Origin of the sequence: Providencia sp. PROV188, from assembly GCF_027595165.1 — a bacterium.
In the GTDB taxonomy this organism is placed as follows: domain Bacteria; phylum Pseudomonadota; class Gammaproteobacteria; order Enterobacterales; family Enterobacteriaceae; genus Providencia; species Providencia lanzhouensis.
This window is the reverse complement of sequence record NZ_CP097291.1, coordinates 954791-976255: the sequence shown is the minus strand read 5'-3', so window position 1 is coordinate 976255 and position 21465 is coordinate 954791. Positions and strand designations below refer to the sequence as shown.

Genomic DNA, 21465 nt, shown 5'->3' with positions numbered 1-21465 from the left:
ATCATTTAATGATTAGTGTTATCGGTCAATGGCAAGGGATCTTTATTAGATAAATCGTTTAATTTATAAATATCGATATTATAAATTGATTAATTTCTAATTAATTGGTGGATAAACCTACTTAAGGAAGAAACTCAATTATAAATTTAGGATAAACTACAGAAATAAGTACAATTACTTATTTATTATAAATATTAATAATGGAAATGCATTTAGCACTTTTAGCATAAAGATAGCCATTACCCTTTTTCATCGATTTATAGAGTAATGGCTAAAAGAAATTATTTACGGTTATCGTTCGCCCGCTGTAATAGAGACTGGCTTTCTTTCATAAAATGATGTGCATCTTCACCAAACCACTGGCTGACTTGCTCAAATTGTCGAATAAATTCAGCTTTATCTTTGCGCTCCAGCATTTCAATGGATTGCCCCAAAAGCTGGTAATAACGGCGGATCAATTCAACATTTTCGTCCGAAGACATGATGATATCTGCATACAATTGTGGATCTTGTGCAAACAAGCGCCCTACCATTGCCAATTCAAGACGATAAATTGGGGAAGAGAGATCCAACAACTGTTGTAGATCAACCTGCTCTTTCGCTAAATTTTGCCCATAAGTAAACGTCGTAAAGTGGCGTAACGCCTGAATAAAACTCATATTACGATCGTGTTCTTCAGGCTTAATCGCTTTCAAACGTGCGCCCCAAACTTGTAGCTGCTCCAGCAGCCATTGATAAGACTCCGCCTTTCGCCCATCACAGAATGCAAAAACTTGCTTGGCAACACTACCAATATCAGGACCAAACATCGGATGTAATCCTAATACAGGGCCTTGATGCACAGATAGCATGGCCTCGAGTGGCTTTTGCTTCACAGAAGCAATGTCTACTAAAATTGTTTCTGGGTCTAAAGTAGGCAAACGTTTAATGACATCAACAGTGAGGTGGATAGGTACACTAATCATCACCACGCTTGCACCAGAGACTATCGAAGCCGCATTATCCCAATCCTGCTCACCCAGCAATTTAACCTGATAGCCAGAAAGGGAAAGTAGACGATGAAATAACCGCCCCATTTTCCCATTCCCACCGACGATCACAATCGGACCGGCGGTAGGGTTCAGTGTTTTAAATCCTTTGTCATTTTCGCGCGCATAGGACTCACGCATGATCCGTCGAAGAATATCTTCAATCAGATCAGGCGGGATCCCCATTCGCTCCGCTTCTGCTCGGCGAGCCGCCAACATACTAGATTCACGCTCAGGCACATAAATAGGTAATCCGTGCTGGCTTTTGACTTCACCAACTTCAGCCACTAACTGAAGCCGTCTGGCGAGCAAATCTAATAATGACTTATCAACTTCATCAATCTGTTCCCGTAAATGGGATAATTCAGCAGACATACCAATCCCTTGCTCAGCTCACTTTGCTTAATTTTTGCCCGCGCTGCTCAAGCACTGGTGATAATGCTTGGTGTAATTTACGCAACACAGACTCAGTTTCTTCCCAGTTAATGCATGCATCTGTCACCGAAACCCCGTATTTCATATTTTCACGTGGCTGTTCTGATGACTGGTTGCCTTCATTAATATGGCTTTCAAGCATAATACCTGTAATTGATTCATTACCATTAACAATTTGATCGATAATTGAATCAACCACCAGTGGCTGACGACGAAAATCTTTATTTGAGTTACCGTGGCTGCAATCCACCATTAATGATGGTTCTAGCCCCGCTTTTTTCATTTCAGCTTCACAAGCAGCGATGCTTTGCTCATCATAGTTAGGCGTTTTACCACCACGTAAGATCACATGGCCATTTTTATTACCGCTGGTATGCAGTAAGCAAACTTGACCGGATTGGTTGATTCCCATAAAGCGGTGCGGCATTGCTGCAGCTTTTAACGCATTGATGGCGGTAGATAAACTGCCATCTGTGCCGTTTTTAAAACCCACTGGCATTGATAAGCCGGATGCCATTTCACGGTGAGTTTGGGATTCCGTGGTTCTCGCTCCGATTGCTGACCAACTGAATAAATCACCTAAGTATTGTGGGTTATTAGGATCTAACGCTTCTGTCGCCAGTGGTAATCCCATATTCACTAAGTTGGTCAATAAATCGCGGGCAATATGCAGCCCTTTTTCCATTTCAAAGCTGCCATCCATAAATGGATCGCTAATTAAGCCTTTCCAACCCACGGTTGTACGTGGTTTTTCAAAGTACACACGCATCACAATATATAAGCTATCACTTAACTCAGCAGCAAGCTTCTGTAAACGCTCACCGTATTCGATGGCAGCATCTACATCATGAATTGAACAAGGACCACATACCACGAGTAAGCGCGGGTCACGCTGATGAATAATATCAGCAATCACTTTACGCGATGTCGCAATGGCATGCAGATTGCTGTTACTCAATGGATATTTTTGTTTCAGACTTTCAGGGGTGATAAGAACCTGCTCGTCTTGAATATTCACGTTATTGAGTACATCTTTTTGCATGATCATTTGATTACCTACTTATTAGCTTATTATTTGTTAGTGATGTTATTTATCGATCTTGTGTTTGGTGCGTGAGAGATAACATATCATGCATCGTAAAGATTTCAATCCAAAACCGTAAAATAATTCAATTACATGTACACAAAAAGTTACACCATTTTATCTAATTGAATTTAAATAATATTATAGAATTCAAAGAGAATGAGTTCATATTAAAAAGCAAAAAACGAACAAAAATTGTAAATATAAATTTACGAAATGAGATTTATTGAACGGTATATTCTAAATAGTTAGAGCTGTGGCTAGGCGGTAAAATGAAGACAGTGCAGGGAGCATACATAAGTATGTGACCTGCGTGGCTGAATGAAGCCAACACCGCCACAACGCGAAATATGACGAATATAAAAAAGGCCCGCAGATGCGGGCCTTTTAACTTTCGGATGTAGCGAAAGCGTATTACTTGGCGTTCAGACGCTCTTTGATACGAGCTGCCTTACCAGAACGCTCACGCAGGTAGTACAGTTTAGCTCTGCGAACAGCACCACGGCGTTTAACAGCAATGCTATCTACGACTGGAGAGTGAGTTTGGAATACACGCTCAACACCTTCGCCGTTAGAAATTTTACGAACAGTGAATGCAGAATGCAGACCGCGGCTACGGATAGCGATAACCACGCCCTCAAATGCCTGCAGACGTTTTTTAGAGCCTTCTACGACCCATACCTTAACTTCCACGGTGTCACCCGGACGGAATGAAGGTACGTCCTGCTTCATCTGCTCTTGTTCAAGTTGTTTAATAATGTTGCTCATAATAACTCTCTTACCCTAGGTAAACTGATATGTTTAGACAATTAATTGTCTGGATTCACTGGTTGCTCAGCCTGAAATTCCCGTTGGAACTCAGCTAGCAACATCCTCTGCTCGTCAGTCAGAGCTAGGCTTTCTAGAAGCTCAGGTCTTCTAAGCCAGGTACGACCGAGTGACTGCTTCATGCGCCAGCTATCGATCTTGGCATGGTTTCCTGAAAGTAGTATGTCAGGAACTTGCATGCCGTCTAACACCTCTGGTCGGGTATAGTGAGGACAATCTAACAAGCCATCAGCAAAAGAATCTTCTTGAGCTGAAGCTTGATGACCTAATACTCCAGGAATAAACCGAGAGACTGAGTCTATCAACACCATAGCAGGGAGTTCCCCGCCACTGAGAACGTAATCACCGATTGACCATTCTTCATCAATTTCGGTTTGAATGATCCGCTCATCAATACCTTCATAACGACCACAAACCAGAATTATTTTCTCATTTGTTGCCAGTTCACAAACTCCGTCTTGACCGAGTTTGCGACCTTGAGGTGAAAGGTAAATCACTTTTGCACCATCACCGGCCTCAGCTTTTGCTGCGTGGATTGCATCTTTTAACGGTTGCACCATCATCAGCATGCCTGGACCACCACCATAGGGGCGATCATCAACGGTTTTGTGTCTATCGTGAGTAAAATCTCGCGGATTCCAACACTCAACCGTTAGCAGGCTATTTTTCACTGCCCGACCAGTTACCCCGTACTCGGTTATTGCGCGGAACATTTCGGGAAACAGGCTAATTACCCCAATCCACATGATTTATCCCACTCATAAAAACCGGTAAACCGGAGATTTAAAAACCAGGATCCCACTCCACTTCAATAGTTTTGGTGGAGAGATCGACTTTCTTGATAACCTGCCCATCAAGAAACGGAACCAACCGCTCCTTGATGCCAAATGCATCTTTTAAATTTGCCTTGATGACGAGAACGTCATTCGATCCCGTTTCCATCATATCAATGACAGTACCAAGGTCATAACCCTCAGACGTCACTACATGGCAGCCCATAAGGTCTTTCCAGTAGTATTCGTCGTTGTCCAAATCAGGAAGTTGGGTTGAATCAACCGCAATTTCAAAATTGGTCAATAGAGCAGCTGCATCGCGGTCTTCGACCCCTTTGAGCTTGACGATGATATCTTTGTTATGATGTTTCCAATCTTCTATTTCAATATGTTGCCATTGACCAGAGCGTTGGATAAACCAAGGTTGATAATCAAAAATACTTTCAGCATGTTCGGTGGAGGAAAAAACTTTGAGCCAACCACGAATACCGTATGCCGCGCCTAATTTGCCCAATACAATTGGGTTCGCAGGAGGCAGTAGTTTAGTTTGCTTGCTCATTGTTACCACCGTGACAGATTAAGCTACTTTTTTAGCTTGTTTGACCAGTTGTGCAACACGGTCAGAAACAGTTGCGCCTAAGCCAACCCAATGCTCAATACGGTCCAGGTCTAAACGCAGTTCTTCTGCTTGACCTGCAGCGATCGGGTTGAAGAAACCGATACGCTCAATGAAACGACCGTCACGCGCATTGCGGCTATCGGTTACAACGATTTGGTAGAACGGACGTTTTTTAGCGCCGCCACGAGATAAACGAATTGTTACCATAACATCCTCATTAGTTAACAAAACAACCAGACTCCATCGAGGGATAGAGTCCGGCTGTCATATAAAAAGCCCGAAAAGTTTACTCACTTTGACGCAAAAATCAATCAAAAGTACACTTTTGTTTCAGGCTTTATTGCTTAACGCCCCGGAAAACCCGGAGGCATCATACCCTTCATACCGCGCATCATCTTGGCGAGACCGCCTTTTTTCATCTTTTTCATCATGCGCTGCATATCATCAAACTGTTTTAAGAGTTTATTAACCTCTTGTACTGTGGTTCCAGAACCCGCAGCAATACGACGCTTACGCGATCCTTTGATAATCTCTGGTTTTTCGCGTTCTTTACGCGTCATGGATTGGATCATCGCTTCCATACGGATAGTAATTTTGTCATCCATTTGGGATTTAACCGCATCCGGTAACTGGGACATACCAGGCATCTTACTCAACATGCTGGTCATTCCGCCCATATTACGCATCTGTTTTAGCTGATTTAAGAAGTCATTGAAATCAAAGGTATCCCCTGTTTTCAGCTTCTTCGCTAATTTCTCTGCTTCATCACGGTCAACTTTGTGTTCAATCTCTTCAATCAGAGATAACACATCTCCCATACCTAAAATACGTGAAGCCACGCGCTCTGGATGGAATGGCTCAAGGGCGTCAGTTTTTTCGCCAACCCCTAAGAATTTGATTGGCTTACCAGTAATGGAGCGGATAGATAATGCAGCACCACCACGCGCATCACCGTCAACTTTGGTTAAAACAACCCCTGTTAATGGCAATGCTTCGTTAAAGGCTTTCGCTGTGTTTGCCGCATCTTGCCCCGTCATGGCATCAACCACAAACAAGGTTTCAACTGGATTGATTATACGATGGACTTCTTGGATCTCCTCCATCATCGCTTCATCAACATGTAAACGACCAGCGGTATCCACTAACAATACATCGTAGAATTGTAATTGTGCGTGTTTTAAGGCTTTTTGAACAATTGCCGCTGGCTTTTCTTGGACTTCAGATGGGAAGAAATCAACGCCAACCGCTTGTGCTAAAGTTTCTAACTGTTTGATCGCCGCAGGGCGATAAACGTCGGCAGAAACCACTAAGACTTTTTTCTTTTGCTTTTCTTTTAATAATTTACCCAGTTTTGCAACGCTGGTTGTTTTACCCGCACCTTGCAAACCTGCCATCAACACAACAGCTGGAGGCTGAGCAGATAAATTCAGCTGGTGATTCTCTTCACCCATTGCGCGGGTCAGTTCATTTTGAACAATTTTAATGAACTCTTGACCCGGTGTTAGGCTTTTATTAACGTCTTGACCAACAGCACTTTCTTTGACTTTTTGAATAAATTCACGGACGACTGGCAAAGCAACGTCGGCTTCCAGTAACGCCATGCGAACTTCGCGTAATGTATCTTTAATATTGTCATCAGTCAGACGTCCACGCCCGCTGATATTGCGCAAAGTGCGCGATAGTCTGTCAGTTAAATTATCAAACATGTGTCTTAGCTCAATTCTGTTATGGGCCTATATGTAGCCTTATTTGGTTACTCGCGCGCTGTATTTCAAGGGCAAACTCAAGATAGCCACGGCACAATTCAACGCTGTGTTGGTCGCCGATTGTATCACACTTGATGGGGTTTCGCTGCTTCGTTTAGTTAGCCTAAATGAGCGATTAGTAAAGAATATACAGCGATACGTCATACCAATAGTTGGAGCCTACACTTGCACGGGTTATACTAGTTAATTACTATCCACTTAAAATGAATAACGACACTATACTATGCCCGTATTTGCAGTCATAGCAGTTTGTACATACATGGTCAGTCTGCTGCTGATCGTTCCCGGACAAGTGCGCAAGCAAGCTCTTTATCGTCGATTGGCTATTTTATTAGCTATCGTGGCGATGGTTACTCACGCAATCACATTGAAATTACAAATTTTTAGTGAAGCCAGCGGGCAAAATCTCACCCTCTTAAATTTAGGCTCCTCTGTCAGCCTCTTAATGTGTTTGATTATGACCGTGGTTTCCTATTTAGGGCGCGCGTGGTACTTAACCCCTATTGTGTATAGTTTCGCGATTATTAACCTGATTTTATCTACAATTATGCCGGGTGAGTTTATCACTCATTTAGAGGCAAGCACCCCATTATTTGTCCATATTGGCTTAGCATTATTAAGCTATGCTACGTTGCTTATCGCGGCGTTATATGCATTTCAAGTTGCCATTATTGACTACCAACTTAAAAACAAAATTCTGAAATTTAGCCCTGATATGCCGCCAATGATGGTCATTGAACGCAAAATGTTTCACGTCACTCAGGTGGGAGTCATTCTCTTGACCTTAACACTGTGCACGGGCTTTATTTATATGGATAACATTTTTGATAAAGAGAATATCCACAAATCCGTACTCTCCGTCATTGCTTGGTTTGTTTACGTTATTTTGCTGTGGGGACATTTTCATGGTGGATGGCGAGGCAAACGCGTCCTCTTTTTCCATGTGGGCGGTTCACTTATCCTTACCTTGGCGTTTTTTGGTAATCGATTGATTCAGCAATTAACCATGGCGTAGAGCCATTTTAGCTTTAAACGGCTGTTATAAAAAAGGAACCTTGTTTTGGATGAAGTATCTACTGGTACTCTAATCATCATACTGATTGTTTTAATTTTTTTATCCGCTTATTTTTCAGCGTCAGAAACCAGTATGATGACGTTGAACCGTTATCGGTTAAAACATTTAGCGAAACAAGGTAATCGCTCCGCTATCCGTGTTGAAAAACTACTACGCCATCCCGACCGCTTACTGGGCTTAGTATTGATTGGTAACAACCTAATCAACATTGTTGCCTCTGCTCTCGCGACCATTATCGGGATCCGCTTATATGGCAATATGGGTGTCGCCATTGCAACTGGCGTGCTCACATTTGTTATTCTGCTATTTGCAGAAGTGATGCCAAAAACCATTGCGGCACTGTATCCAGAACGTATTGCCTTTCCTAGTAGCTTTATTCTTACACCACTGCAAAAAATCATGCTACCTGTCGTGTGGGCGTTTAATACTATTTCTGCCCTTTTTATGCGTTGCTGTGGGATAAATGTCTCAAATACTCGTAATGATGCGGTCAATAAAGAAGAGTTGCGTACCATTGTTCATGAGTCCAAAAACAAGCTCAGCCGCCGTAATCAAGACATGCTGATTTCGATTCTTGATTTAGACAAAGTCACCGTTGGCGATATTATGCTGCCACGTAATGAAATTGTGGGGATCGATATTAATGATGATTGGAAGTCGATTGTTAGGCAGCTCACTCATTCCCCTCATGGACGTATTGTCCTGTATCGTGATTCTCTTGATGATTTGATTGGTATTTTGCGTGTGCGAGAAGCTTATCGATTGATGGTAGAGAAACGTGAGTTCAACAAGCAGAATTTGATCAAAGCCGCCGATAGTATCTATTTCATTCCCAATAGTACGCCACTCAACGTTCAGTTGGTTAATTTCCAGCATAAAAAAGAGAAGCTTGGCATCATCGTTGATGAGTATGGTGAGATCCAAGGTTTGATCACCGTAGAAGATATTTTGGAAGAAATTGTCGGTGATTTCACAACATCAATGTCGCCTTCTCTAGCTGAAGAAGTCATGCCTCAGAGCGACGGCAGCGTCCTTGTGGATGGAACAGCAAACATTCGTGACCTGAATAAAGCATTTGATTGGAACCTTCCTATTGATGGTCCTAGAACCGTTAATGGGATGGTTTTAGAGGTATTAGGTGATATTCCACAGCCTGAAGAACAAATAGTTGTTGGTCACTATGTTATCGAAGTTTTAGTGATCAGCGATAATATTATCAAGCAGGTAAAAATCACTCCGCTCGGTTTTGACTCACAAGCCCCTGAATTTTAATTGTTCATTTCAATGGAAAAAGCCTTAAAAACCTGACCAATTGATCGGTGATTTTAAGGCTTTTTAGTCTATCTTTTTCAATAATTAAACGTGAAGCTGGGCAAGCTTTTCTTCTGGCAATGCAAGCTCATCGTTTTTATTGACGAGAATATCCTTCGCAAGCACACTGCGAGCAATTTGCTGAGCTTCTTCAAGAGAGTGCATCTTGTAAGTACCACATTGGTACACATTAAGCTCTGGGATCTTATTTTGATCTTGCACATGCAGCACATCCTGCATAGCAGCCTTCCAGGCGTTAGCAACACGCTGTTCATCCGGTTGACCAATCAAGCTCATATAGAAGCCTGTACGGCATCCCATTGGCGAAATATCGATGATTTCAACACCGTTACCATTAAGGTGATCTCGCATGAAGCCAGCAAAAAGGTGCTCTAGGGTATGTGTTCCTTTTTCTGTCATTGCTTCTTTATTTGGGACTGTAAAGCGTAAATCGAATACAGTGATAGTGTCCCCATGAGGCGTTGTCATCGTTTTTGCTACACGAACAGCAGGAGCAGCCATACGCGTATGATCCACAGTAAAACTGTCTAATAACGGCATTTCATGACCTCCATAAAAATAAAAAAAATAATTTTGAAAAAAAATGAAACTAATCCAAAAATGCAGAGTCTTAATATGTGAAAGACGCGCAAATTGTTATCATCCCTAATTCTTTAAAAGATTTTTTGTTTGGCCACCTTGTTGTGGCCATTTTCTTTTAGCGTCCAGCGTGGATCTTAAGATACTCTTCAAAGCTTTCGCTCTGATCCTGCTCCATTCGCTTTTGTTTCTCAATTGAAGCCAAACGCGCCTGTTCAAACTGCTCTTCAGTGATCACTTCATAAGGTTCATTAATTAACTGCTGATAATATTTTTCAGCTAATTCTAACCCATAACCACCAATACCTTTTTCCAGCATTTCGTCCATCACCAGCGCTGAATAGGTCAAGTTTGGATCTTCAAACATGGCGACAAACTGATGGCACACATCTTTGTATTTGGCATCACAGCAGGTATCTAAGACTTCAGCCACACGGATCAGATCTTTAAACAGCGTTTGTCCCACTTCAACCAATGGCTTAAGCTCGCTACCACAACCAAAGCCTATCACCTGTTCCGGCTTACGACCTTCAAGGATCACGCGGTTCCAGTTTTTGCGACAGCAATCCAACTCTTGAACATTCATTTCCGGGGCATCTGCAAGCACGCACCAGATGAGGAATAAATCCACAAAGCGAGCTTGGGTTTCATTAACCCCAATCGGACTAAATGGGTTGATATCAAGGGAGCGAACTTCAATATATTCGATACCGCCACGTAATAATGCATCAGAAGGCGATTCATTCCCTTGTGGTACACGCTTCGGACGAATTGGTGCATATAGCTCATTCTCGATTTGTAACACATTAGTGTTCAGCTGAACGTACTTGCCATCTTTTTTCACGCCCAACTTCTCAAATTCAGTAGAAGGCTTATGAATAGCTTTCTTCAGATTTTCCACATATTCATCAAGGTGGTTAAACGTAATATTTAAATCACTCTGAGATTTATTGGTGTAACCTAAATCACTCATTCTCAATGAGGTTGCATAAGGCAGATAATAAGTACCACACTCAGTTTTATTAAAATTCAGTGAGGTTTCTCTGTTCTTCAAGAAAGAGCCGCAAATAGCGGGAGATGCACCAAATAAGTATGGAATCACCCAACCAAAGCGATAGTAGTTTCTGATTAGGCGTAAATAGCCTTCAGAAATTTTTTCCTTTCCGCTTTCTGCGTCTTCAACACCCGCCCACGCCTTCCAAAACTCAATTGGGAATGAGAAGTTATAGTGAACCCCCGCGATGGTTTGCATTAATGCCCCATAGCGGTTTTTTAACCCTTCACGATACAGTGTTTTAAACTGCCCCACATTGGAGCTACCGTATTGCGCCAGCGTGATCTTATCTTCACTTGCAATAAAGCAAGGCATACTTAACGGCCACATTCTTTCATTTTGTAAATGACGTGCCGTATAGCGATGTAGATCTCGCAAAAAAGCCAAGTTGTGGCTAATGCTTTTATCTACAGGAGTAATAAATTCGAGTAAGGATTCCGCAAAATCCGTGGTGATCCATTTATGGGTAAGGGCTTTCCCCAGCTCATCTGGATGCAATGTCTCGGCTAACGCACCTTGAGGTGTCACGCGTAGTGTTTCACGTTCAATACCACGTTGAATGCCATTGAGAATTTCCGGGTGCGCTTCTAACCATGAGAGCGCTTTTGATACGTCCGGGATCAAATCGACCTCCCGCCTGTGATTTAGTTTTATTTTAATAAGGTGATTACTTTAGCTTAAATCACATAAATTGTCGCTGTCTAGATGTGTGGTTTACCCGATGAGAAAACAGAAAGAAAAGGAAGGAAGATAGTAAGTTAGGATTTTAGGCAAAAAAAAACTCCTCAAATTGAGGAGTTTTTAATGATGGTGCATCCGGGAGGATTCGAACCTCCGACCGCTCGGTTCGTAGCCGAGTACTCTATCCAGCTGAGCTACGGATGCAAAATTTGTCGATTATCAATCGATGCTGTATGACTACAGCAGTAATTTTGATTTATGAAATTGATGACAGAATTGTTGATACTAACAGAAATGTTTAAGAGATGGTGCATCCGGGAGGATTCGAACCTCCGACCGCTCGGTTCGTAGCCGAGTACTCTATCCAGCTGAGCTACGGATGCATTTTAGTGCAATACGTACTTCTCTCTCAATACTGCTTAATCAAAATCTACTTCAATATTTATGGTTATAAATCTTATTAGCTTTAAGAACCATATTAAATCTAAACTACTTTCGTTTCAGTTCGCTATAAACCAAAACATCACCCTATCAGCTTTGCTTATAAGGTAGAAAATGGTGCATCCGGGAGGATTCGAACCTCCGACCGCTCGGTTCGTAGCCGAGTACTCTATCCAGCTGAGCTACGGATGCAGAGCCTAAAATGGCGGTGAGGGAGGGATTCGAACCCTCGATGCAGCTTTTGACCGCATACTCCCTTAGCAGGGGAGCGCCTTCAGCCTCTCGGCCACCTCACCATATTTTAGTCACATACGATTTGTTTTTGTTTAAACATCTCGTCTCTGTGTGGCGCACATATTACTTTCCTAGACTTAGAAGTCAAACAATTTTTCCAAACTTTTTGCATTCCAATGATCGTTTGCACATTTCACAAGCAAGATGATTAGTTTAACACCGAAAAAGCAATATTTCCGTGCTTTTTTGCCCCTTTATTATCTTCACTCTTATTATAAAAAATTCAGAAAAAAATAGAGAAAGTTGATAGCACATAGCTTAGTAGCATAAAAATAGTACAGAAAGAAAGGTGGATTCATTCAAAGAGATAGCGCTCAACACCAACATAATGTGTTAAGCCAATTAAAAAATAGAAAGATTAAGGAATTACTAAAGATAAAAAGGGGAAAGACAAGCGCCCATGATTGCTGTGTGATAACTCACTGGACGCTTATTCATTATTATTGATTGTCTGGTTGAGTCTTTTCGGCCTGGATCCGTTGATAAATTTCTTCACGGTGAACAGAAACTTCTTTTGGGGCATTAACACCAATACGTACTTGGTTGCCTTTTACGCCCAATACGGTCACTGTTACCTCATCGCCTATCATGAGTGTTTCACCAACTCGACGAGTCAGAATAAGCATTCTTTGCTCCTTGAAATATTAAAAGAGTCGGGTCTCTAGGTATTCCCCGCTATTGTCCATCACACACCGTGAAAACGTAAAGCAATGACATTCACCTAAAGCATTGATGCCATCAAGGCAATAATTCTAATTATTTACAAGCAAAATATAACACTACCGGCAACATATTAACAATGCTGCAACAGATTAAAGTTACCCCATTAAAATGGGGTAACTTCGCAGCAATTACAGTTTCGAATCAACCCATTGTTCGACACTTTCCATCGCTGTTGGTAATGCGCTTACGTCAGTACCTCCAGCCATCGCCATGTCTGGTCGACCGCCACCTTTACCGCCTACTTGCTGAGCAACATAGGATACCAAATCACCTGCTTTAATTTTAGCAGTCAAATCATTAGTCACACCAACAATTATACTGACTTTATCACCACTTGTGGTTGAAAGCACGATAATCGCCGATTTCAGCTGATTTTTTAGATCATCGACCATTGTTCTCAATAGTTTAGGATCAGTATCGCTTAATTGACTAACTAATAGTTTGATACCTTTAACATCTTTCGCTTTACTACCTAGTGAAGCACTTTCTTGAGAGGCTTGCTGATCTTTTAATTGCAAAATCTCTTTTTCAAGATTTCGTGATTTTTCCAATGCAGCTTTAACTTTCTCAACTAGGCTATTTGCATCACCTTTTAATAGATGAGCAATAGCAGAAAGTTGTTCTGATTGAGCATGTAAGTGCTCCATTGCAGTTGCGCCAGTTGTCGCTTCGATACGACGAACCCCAGCAGCGGTACCTGACTCACTTAAGATACTGAATAAACCAATATCCCCTGTGCGGCTAGCATGTGTACCACCACATAATTCGATGGAGAAATCCCCCATACTCAGAACACGTACTCGCTCTTCATATTTTTCACCGAATAATGCCATAGCCCCTTTCGCTTTCGCACCCTCTAAATCCATCAACTCAGTTTCAATTTCTGAGTTTTGACGGATCTGCGCGTTCACAATATCTTCCACTTGACGCAGTTGCTGTTGTGTCATCGCTTCAAAATGAGAGAAGTCAAAACGGAGATACTTGTCATTCACCAACGAGCCTTTTTGAGAAACGTGCTCGCCTAAGACTTGGCGTAATGCGGCATGTAATAAGTGAGTCGCCGAGTGGTTTAGGCGAATAGCATTACGTCTTTCACTATTGACTATAGCCGCAATTCGATGGTTAACAACTAATGAGCCAGATTCAACTTTACCTACATGACCAATTGCTTGACCATATTTTTGAGTATCAGTAACCGTAAAGTTAGCGCTGTCATTTTTAAGAACACCAGTATCACCAACTTGACCGCCTGATTCTGCGTAGAATGCGGTTTTATCTAAAATGACTAAACCTTCATCTCCCGCTTGCAGGGAATCAACTGGCTGACCATCTTTATATAATGCAGTGATAGTCGCTTGCTGTTCATCATGCTGATAGCCTGAGAATTCACTGTGTTTGTCAACTTTAATCAGTGCGTTATAGTCTGCGCCAAAGCCGCTTGATTCTCTCGCACGACGACGCTGATCTTCCATTGCACGCTCAAAGCCTTCTTCATCCACTTTAAGATTGCGCTCGCGACAAACATCAGCCGTTAAATCTAGCGGGAATCCATAAGTATCATAGAGACGGAATGCCGTTTCACCGTCTAGCGTATCGCCTTTCAGTGTTACCAGCTCGTCATCTAATAATTGCAGACCACGTTCTAAAGTACGCGCAAACTGTTCTTCTTCCGTTTTTAATACTTTCTCAACTAAAGCTTGTTGACGCTGTAGCTCTTCCGCAGCAGGTCCCATCACTTTAATTAGGGTAGAAACTAATTTATAGAAGAACGTTTCTTTCGCGCCCAGCATGTACCCATGACGTACCGCACGACGAATAATACGACGTAAAACGTAACCACGACCTTCGTTTGATGGAATGACACCATCACTCACTAAGAATGCGCATGAACGAATATGGTCAGCAATAACGCGCAGAGATTTGTTGGACAAGTCAGTTGCACCTGTCACTTCTGCTGCTGCAGCAATCAGTTCACGGAAAATATCGATTTCATAGTTCGAATTTACGTGTTGCAGAACCGCAGAAATACGTTCCAGCCCCATACCTGTATCTACAGAAGGTTTTGGTAGTGGTTCCATGGTACCGTCAGATTGACGGTTGAACTGCATAAAGACGAGGTTCCAGATTTCAATATAGCGGTCGCCATCTTCTTCTGGACTTCCTGGAGGGCCACCCCAGATGTGATCGCCATGGTCAAAGAAAATTTCGGTACATGGTCCGCAAGGCCCAGTGTCACCCATCTGCCAGAAGTTGTCAGAGGCGTAAGGAGCACCTTTGTTGTCACCGATACGAATAATACGTTCAACAGGAACACCAATTTCTTTGTTCCAAATATCGTAAGCTTCATCGTCAGTCGCGTATACAGTAACCCACAGTTTTTCTTTTGGCAGGTTAAACCATTGTTCGCTGGTTAAAAGTTCCCATGCAAAGCGAATAGCGTCGTGCTTAAAGTAATCACCGAAGCTAAAGTTACCTAACATTTCAAAGAATGTGTGGTGGCGAGCTGTATAGCCCACGTTTTCTAAGTCGTTATGTTTACCACCTGCACGTACACAACGTTGTGCGGTTGTCGCTCGGGAATATGCTCGTTTATCCAGACCAAGAAATACATCTTTGAACTGGTTCATCCCTGCGTTAGTGAACAATAGTGTTGGGTCATTATTTGGCACTAGCGAACTGCTGGCTACCACCTGATGACCTTTCGTATGGAAAAAGTCGAGAAACGCTTGACGGATCTCAGCGGTGCTTTTACTCATATTTATCCCGATATCAAGCTGGAAACAGAATTACGAATTGTTGAGATGGAATGTAGCATCACCTCTAATCAACTCTCCGATTAAAAAGTGACTGATAAGATAAAGTCTCTTTGTATAGAAGTAAAATATAGATACATCCATTCGCGGCTTTCATTGTAAAGCGTCTGAATATTTTCTGAAAGTATGTTTATACCTCTGGCTAGGGTATTTTTCCACAGAAAAACTGTTCAATAAACTATTATTGTGATAGGCAGATACAAAAAAGCGCCAATCAATTAAGAATGGCGCTTTTGATATCAGCTTATTTCAACAAGTTAGCGTTGAATTAAAATTCTTCTGGAACTTCTTCTTCATCAGAATCACTGATGAAATCAGTTGCTGCACTGTTAAATTCACCTGTGTGGTTTAATAATAAATCACGCAGCTTTTTATCAATTTCTTGTGCAACTTCAGGGTGTTCTTTCAGGTAAGTTGTCGAGTTCGCTTTACCTTGACCAATTTTGTCGCCGTTATAGCTGTACCAAGCACCCGCTTTTTCAATCAGCTTATGTTTAACACCTAAGTCAATCAGCTCACCGAAGGTATTGATACCTTCACCATAAAGGATTTGGAATTCAGCTTGTTTAAATGGCGCTGCAACTTTGTTTTTCACAACTTTAACGCGAGTTTCGCTACCAACAATTTCTTCACCGTTTTTCACTGCACCAATACGGCGGATATCTAAACGGACAGAAGCATAGAATTTCAGTGCGTTACCACCAGTCGTAGTTTCTGGGTTACCAAACATCACACCAATCTTCATACGGATCTGGTTGATGAAAATCAGCAAGGTATTTGAGTTTTTCAGGTTACCCGCTAATTTACGCATTGCTTGACTCATCATACGCGCCGCAAGGCCCATATGAGAATCACCAATTTCGCCTTCAATTTCAGCTTTTGGTGTTAATGCTGCAACGGAGTCAACGATGATCACGTCTACTGCACCAGAGCGAGTTAATGCATCACAGATTTCTAACGCTTGCTCACCAGTATCTGGTTGGGAACACAGGAGATTATCAATATCAACGCCTAATTTTTTCGCATAGATAGGGTCAAGTGCGTGCTCAGCATCAATAAATGCACACGTTTTACCACTACGTTGTGCTGCGGCAATAACTTGCAAAGTTAATGTCGTTTTACCGGAAGATTCAGGACCGTAGATTTCAACAATACGCCCTAATGGCAAACCACCCGCACCTAAAGCAACGTCAAGAGATAAAGAGCCTGTTGAAATGGTTTCAACATCCATTGTGCGGTCTTCACCAAGACGCATAATGGAGCCTTTACCGAATTGCTTTTCGATTTGACCTAATGCCGCAGCAAGTGCTTTTTGTTTGTTTTCATCAATAGCCATGTTCACTCCCTAAGGCAATGGTGGTAACCATTGCGAATAAAACGATTGAATTCGATTTGTTGGAACTAAGTATACTGTATAATCATACAGTATCAAGAAAATTTTTCAGATATTAACTGTAAAAGCGTTTCCAGCGAATAACCTGTTGATTGTAAACGAACTTGATACCTATCACCTTCGAATATCTGATGACGAGTCACAACATCCACAGTACCATTGGCCTGCTTTAATGCAAAACCAAACCAAACTGTCCCGACAGGTTTATCTTCACTCCCGCCGCCCGGTCCAGCAATTCCGCTGACTGACATTGCAAAGTCTGCTTGAGCTTCATTTAATGCGCCAAGTGCCATTTCCTGAACCACTTGCTGACTGACTGCACCAAAACGCGTTAATGAGTCATTCGTTACCCCAATCATTTGATGCTTGGCTTCATTACTGTAAGTTACAAACCCACGGTTAAAATAAGCTGAGCTGCCTGCGATATCCGTCAACACTTTGGCAATCCATCCACCAGTACAGGATTCTGCCGCCGTCACTGTTTTATCAAGTTGCAGTAAACGCTGTCCTAACTGAATACTTAATATTTCGAGTTGCTTCTCATCTATCATTTGGCTATTCACCATTATGCTGTTTTTTTACGAGCGCGATCCCAAATCCACAGCCCTGCAATCGCGATAGCAAACACTACACCAAAACCGACACCCACGCTCACGACTGAGAACCCAACCTTTATCGCCAGAGAATATAACCCTAGCATTAATAGCATGGCGCTGTTTTCACCGAGATTTTGTACTGCGATGGCATTACCTGCCCCGACTGTTTCTTTACCTTTCTCTTGGAGCAAAGCATTCAGTGGAACTACAAATAACCCACCAAAAATCCCTAATATCATCAATATAAAATATGAAGGAATAATATTGGTTTGCAGTGACAAGAAAACCACCATAACCCCAATCACGATCCCTGCGGGAATACAGCGGTAAACCGTTTTTAAGGTAATAAATTTCGCCGCTAACCCTGCCCCCACCACAATACCAACTGCAACCATCGCATTCAAAATGGTCGGGGTTGTATTATCTTGCAAGCCAAGAGCCACGGGCACCCATGCCACCAGCAAGAAACGTAATGTCACCCCTGCGCCCCAAAACATGCTGGTACCCACAAGGGAGAATCGGCTTTCTTGGTTTGCCCATAAAATACGACAGGCGGAGAAAAAATCCACCAGCAACAGTTTGAAATTCCATCCTGTTCCTGGTCTTGCAGCCGCTAAATGTGGAATAAAAAAGTTTACAATGACCGCTAGCGCATACAGTAAAGAGCAGGTTCCCAACGCCAATAATAGGTTAATGTCAGAGAGCATGCCGCCCACCACAGAACCCACTAAAATCGCGGCGATCGTTGAGGCTTCCATTAAACCGTTAGCTTTGACTAAGTTATCGCCGCCAGTCAACTCGCCTAAAATACCGTATTTTGCAGGGGAATATGCCGCAGCACCGACACCGACTAACCCATAGCATAGGAATGGATTAACCCCTAAACAGATCCCCAATGCTCCAACAAATTTAAATATGTTGGAAAACAGCATCACGCGACCTTTTGAGAATCTATCCGCTATTTGCCCCACAAATGGTGCTAGTACAATATAGGTGAAAACAAACACCATTTGTAGAATTGGGTGGCTCCATTCTGGGTAAAATTCCGCTTTTAACTGCGCTAATATCGCGAATAATAAAGCATTATCTGCAAACGCAGAAAGAAACTGAGATGCCAGAACGGCCTTCATCCCTGTGCTCATCAGTGGCGTGTTTGGTGTGCTCTCCTGCATATTATTCCCCTGTTAACGCCATCTGTTTTAATGTTACGAAATCCGTTTTTCCACTGCCTAATACTGGTAAGGCTTTAACCCAGCGGATATCCCGCGGAACCGCCAATTCGGTTAAACCCTTACTTTTCGCTGCAGCAGATAATGCGCCCCGGTCAAGATCCTTATCTGTGGTAAATAGCACCAACGCTTCGCCTTTACTACTGTCGGGTTTAGTCACAACTCCGTGGTCGTAACTTGGCGAAATCTCAGCCACCATTTGTTCAATGCTTTCAAGAGATACCATTTCGCCAGCGAGTTTAGCAAATCGCTTCACTCGTCCTTTAATAGTGCAGAAGTTTTTATTGTCTAACTCAACAATATCCCCTGTGTCATACCAGCCTGGCTCTATCTCGCCCTGAGCATTCTCGGCTTTTGGCTCTTCTAACACACCCGGCGCTTCAACTCGTAAATAGCCCTTCATAATATTCGGGCCTTTCAGCTGAAGTTTTCCGCCGTGCTCAATGCCCGGCAATGGGATAATACGGGCTTCCATACAGGGTAAAATCTGTCCTACAGAGCCTTCTTTCGCCGCCATAGGGACATTAATAGAGACAATCGGCGCACACTCAGTCACCCCGTAGCCTTCAAGAATGCGAATACCAAATTTTTCGTACCAAATTTTCTTGGTTTTATCCGACAGTTTTTCGGCTCCCGCGACAACATAGCGTACTCTTGCAAAATCATACGGATGGGCAAAACGTGCGTAATTACCTAAGAATGTTGAGGTTCCAAACAGAACGGTACAATTTCGGTCATACACTAACTCAGGAATAATTCGGTAATGTAATGGGCTTGGGTATAGGAAAACACGGCTACCCGAAAACAGTGGAATAAATAACCCAACCGTTAATCCAAATGCATGGAATAGCGGAAGCGATGACATAAAACGGTCACGCGGCGTAAAGTCGGCAATGGTTTTTATCTGTTCAACGTTCGCCATTAAGCTTCGATGACTATGTACTACGCCTTTTGGCGTTCCTTCAGAGCCAGAGGTAAACAATACAATAGCTTCATCATCCACATTTCGAGGAATAATCGCATTACGTGGTGAAAATAAGTGCTTAGCAATCCACCATTTATCTTGGAAAGTGACAGTATCTTTTAAATCTTCGAGGTAAATCCACGTGGCTTCAGGTACTTGCTCAGGAATATGGGTCAGCTTCCCTTTTTCCAAAAATTGTCTTGAGGTGAAAACCACTTTCGCCGTCGACGCTTTCAGCGCATTACTGATCCCATGACTCCCCGCAGTGTAATTCAGCATCGCAGGCACTCGCCCACGCATTAAACAACCGAAAATTGCTGCCGCGGTCACTGTCGCATTGGGTAGCAATAACCCTACACGCTCATTTTCATGGGTATAGCGTTCGATAATTCGTCCAACACCAAGGGATTTTTTTAGTAATCCTTGATAGCTATCCTCTTTAAAGGCGATATCTTCAATACAGCGAGAACGACGTCCATAACGCTCAATACTATCAATAAAGGCTTCGACTAATGTCATTTGCGGGCGGCTTGCCATACGTGCCGCTTTCATGATTTGGTAAAGATGTTCTCCCGCTAGTGCTCGGCGCTCAACCGCACGAAGTGCATCCGGCATAGGAATGGCTTCAGCAGGTAGGATATGTAACTTGATTTTCGGGAACCACTTTAACGGGATAACCCCTTTTAAGCGCCCAAAATGACTTCGCTCAGCACCATCAATACGAATAGGGACAATTTTTGCCCCTGATTTAGCAGCGACGAAAGCAGCGCCTTCATAGATCTTCATTAAAGAGCCATGAACAGAAATGCGGCCTTCTGGGAAAATAACGATGGGGCGACCTTTGTCCACTTCACGAACAAGGTGTCTGAGACCTAATGGATTTTTTGGATCTAATGCAACAACATCGGCATAAGGCTTAAGACGCTTGATCATCTTAGGCGTCGCCACCGTGCTATACACAGCAAATACAGGTCTTACTGGTAAGAATAGCGCAATCAACACACCATCAAGAAAAGAGACATGGTTTGGCGTAATGATACATTTGTCTTGATTGAACTCATTTGGGTTGCCAATGACTTCGACACGAAACAAAAACTTCAGTACTTTTTTTATTATCTTTGCCAACATAATGATTCCCTTTCTTATGATGATAATTTTATCTATTGATTAACAATTAGATACTACAATAATTATCTCGATACCCATGCACCTCATTAAGGGGTTTATTCCTAAAGGTACTGGTATACCTAATATTTATCTCAAATTTGCGATCTGGTTAATGATAGCATCAATGGATTGATTGGCATCAATAACGTGGTGCGCAGTCGATAAATAGATAGGATCACGCTGCTCCATTACCTCTTCAATTTCTTCAAGCAGTGATTTTCCGGTTAAGCTCGGTCGCTGTTCTGCTTGAGGCTCTGCCGCCAGCCGCTGTGCGAGAGTTTCTGGGGTTGAACGTAAATAAATAACCGTTCCATTATCTCGCATAACCTGCTGATTCTCAGAGGCTAAAATAATCCCGCCCCCTGTTGAAACAATCGCTTTTTGTGGTTCGATTGAAGCAAGAATTTGGCTTTCAAGCTGACGAAAATAGTTCCAACCTTGTTGCTTGACAATGTCAGCGATGCTCATTCCTGCATGTTCAAAAATAAGTTTGTCAGTGTCAATAAACTGGTAACCCGTTTTTTCCGCGAGTTTCTTACCAATTGTTGTTTTTCCTGAGCCTCTAGGCCCAATAATGTAGAACATCTATAT

The 21465-nt window shown here is 42.5% G+C and carries 18 protein-coding genes and 4 tRNA genes; 2 read left to right on the top strand and 20 right to left on the bottom strand.

Annotated features, from left to right (window positions below; genetic code table 11):
* Nucleotides 1-281: 281 nt before the first annotated feature.
* The 7 genes from tyrA to ffh all read right to left on the bottom strand — a co-directional run bounded on the left by tyrA (nucleotide 282) and on the right by ffh (nucleotide 6473).
* Complete coding sequence (gene tyrA, locus M5X66_RS04340; RefSeq protein ID WP_154600386.1) at nucleotides 282-1403, bottom strand: bifunctional chorismate mutase/prephenate dehydrogenase; 1122 nt, start codon at nucleotides 1401-1403, stop codon at nucleotides 282-284.
* A gap of 13 nt (nucleotides 1404-1416) precedes the next feature.
* On the bottom strand, nucleotides 1417-2511 hold the full coding sequence (locus M5X66_RS04335) for a 3-deoxy-7-phosphoheptulonate synthase (RefSeq protein ID WP_036949837.1): 1095 nt from the start codon (nucleotides 2509-2511) through the stop codon (nucleotides 1417-1419).
* 450 nt (nucleotides 2512-2961) lie between these two features.
* Nucleotides 2962-3315, bottom strand: coding sequence for a 50S ribosomal protein L19 (gene rplS, locus M5X66_RS04330; RefSeq protein WP_036949834.1), 354 nt, complete (start codon nucleotides 3313-3315; stop codon nucleotides 2962-2964).
* Between the two features lie 41 nt (nucleotides 3316-3356).
* Entirely contained in the window at nucleotides 3357-4121 is a 765-nt protein-coding gene (gene trmD, locus M5X66_RS04325) for a tRNA (guanosine(37)-N1)-methyltransferase TrmD (RefSeq protein ID WP_036949832.1), read from the bottom strand.
* A gap of 37 nt (nucleotides 4122-4158) precedes the next feature.
* Nucleotides 4159-4707, bottom strand: a complete 549-nt coding sequence (gene rimM, locus M5X66_RS04320) for a ribosome maturation factor RimM (protein ID WP_036949830.1) — start codon at nucleotides 4705-4707, stop codon at nucleotides 4159-4161.
* Nucleotides 4708-4725: 18 nt separating this feature from the next.
* The gene (rpsP, locus tag M5X66_RS04315) at nucleotides 4726-4974 is read right to left on the bottom strand and encodes a 30S ribosomal protein S16 (RefSeq protein WP_036949828.1); all 249 of its coding nucleotides are present in this window, start codon (nucleotides 4972-4974) and stop codon (nucleotides 4726-4728) included.
* A 137-nt stretch (nucleotides 4975-5111) separates the two neighbouring features.
* Nucleotides 5112-6473 carry a signal recognition particle protein gene (gene ffh / locus M5X66_RS04310; protein WP_036949826.1) on the bottom strand — a complete coding sequence of 454 codons (1362 nt, stop codon included), beginning with the start codon at nucleotides 6471-6473 and terminating at the stop codon, nucleotides 5112-5114.
* Between the two features lie 283 nt (nucleotides 6474-6756).
* Between ffh and M5X66_RS04305 the strand changes: the two genes are divergently transcribed.
* Entirely contained in the window at nucleotides 6757-7548 is a 792-nt protein-coding gene (locus M5X66_RS04305; protein WP_108479420.1) for a cytochrome C assembly family protein, read from the top strand.
* Nucleotides 7549-7593: 45 nt separating this feature from the next.
* Nucleotides 7594-8880 carry a CNNM domain-containing protein gene (locus M5X66_RS04300; protein ID WP_036949821.1) on the top strand — a complete coding sequence of 429 codons (1287 nt, stop codon included), beginning with the start codon at nucleotides 7594-7596 and terminating at the stop codon, nucleotides 8878-8880.
* 84 nt (nucleotides 8881-8964) lie between these two features.
* On the opposite strand, the gene luxS is transcribed toward M5X66_RS04300, so the two are convergent.
* The 13 genes from luxS to aroL all read right to left on the bottom strand — a co-directional run bounded on the left by luxS (nucleotide 8965) and on the right by aroL (nucleotide 21459).
* Nucleotides 8965-9480, bottom strand: a complete 516-nt coding sequence (gene luxS, locus M5X66_RS04295; protein WP_036949818.1) for an S-ribosylhomocysteine lyase — start codon at nucleotides 9478-9480, stop codon at nucleotides 8965-8967.
* 157 nt (nucleotides 9481-9637) lie between these two features.
* The gene (gene gshA / locus M5X66_RS04290; RefSeq protein WP_108479422.1) at nucleotides 9638-11197 is read right to left on the bottom strand and encodes a glutamate--cysteine ligase; all 1560 of its coding nucleotides are present in this window, start codon (nucleotides 11195-11197) and stop codon (nucleotides 9638-9640) included.
* A gap of 184 nt (nucleotides 11198-11381) precedes the next feature.
* Nucleotides 11382-11458: transfer RNA gene (locus tag M5X66_RS04285), tRNA-Arg, on the bottom strand.
* 102 nt (nucleotides 11459-11560) lie between these two features.
* A tRNA-Arg gene (locus M5X66_RS04280) sits at nucleotides 11561-11637 on the bottom strand.
* A gap of 173 nt (nucleotides 11638-11810) precedes the next feature.
* Nucleotides 11811-11887 (bottom strand) — tRNA-Arg (locus M5X66_RS04275).
* An 11-nt stretch (nucleotides 11888-11898) separates the two neighbouring features.
* Nucleotides 11899-11991: transfer RNA gene (locus M5X66_RS04270), tRNA-Ser, on the bottom strand.
* A gap of 438 nt (nucleotides 11992-12429) precedes the next feature.
* The gene (gene csrA / locus M5X66_RS04265; RefSeq protein ID WP_004264815.1) at nucleotides 12430-12615 is read right to left on the bottom strand and encodes a carbon storage regulator CsrA; all 186 of its coding nucleotides are present in this window, start codon (nucleotides 12613-12615) and stop codon (nucleotides 12430-12432) included.
* A 225-nt stretch (nucleotides 12616-12840) separates the two neighbouring features.
* Nucleotides 12841-15468 carry an alanine--tRNA ligase gene (gene alaS / locus M5X66_RS04260; RefSeq protein WP_154610161.1) on the bottom strand — a complete coding sequence of 876 codons (2628 nt, stop codon included), beginning with the start codon at nucleotides 15466-15468 and terminating at the stop codon, nucleotides 12841-12843.
* Between the two features lie 325 nt (nucleotides 15469-15793).
* Entirely contained in the window at nucleotides 15794-16861 is a 1068-nt protein-coding gene (gene recA, locus M5X66_RS04255; protein ID WP_036954212.1) for a recombinase RecA, read from the bottom strand.
* 92 nt (nucleotides 16862-16953) lie between these two features.
* Nucleotides 16954-17469, bottom strand: coding sequence for a nicotinamide-nucleotide amidase (gene pncC, locus M5X66_RS04250; RefSeq protein WP_036954226.1), 516 nt, complete (start codon nucleotides 17467-17469; stop codon nucleotides 16954-16956).
* Nucleotides 17470-17483: 14 nt separating this feature from the next.
* The gene (gene lplT / locus M5X66_RS04245) at nucleotides 17484-18686 is read right to left on the bottom strand and encodes a lysophospholipid transporter LplT (RefSeq protein ID WP_036954211.1); all 1203 of its coding nucleotides are present in this window, start codon (nucleotides 18684-18686) and stop codon (nucleotides 17484-17486) included.
* A 1-nt stretch (nucleotide 18687) separates the two neighbouring features.
* The gene (gene aas / locus M5X66_RS04240) at nucleotides 18688-20835 is read right to left on the bottom strand and encodes a bifunctional acyl-ACP--phospholipid O-acyltransferase/long-chain-fatty-acid--ACP ligase (RefSeq protein ID WP_270103893.1); all 2148 of its coding nucleotides are present in this window, start codon (nucleotides 20833-20835) and stop codon (nucleotides 18688-18690) included.
* A 126-nt stretch (nucleotides 20836-20961) separates the two neighbouring features.
* The gene (aroL, locus tag M5X66_RS04235; RefSeq protein ID WP_108479426.1) at nucleotides 20962-21459 is read right to left on the bottom strand and encodes a shikimate kinase AroL; all 498 of its coding nucleotides are present in this window, start codon (nucleotides 21457-21459) and stop codon (nucleotides 20962-20964) included.
* Between the last annotated feature and the right edge of the window lie 6 nt (nucleotides 21460-21465).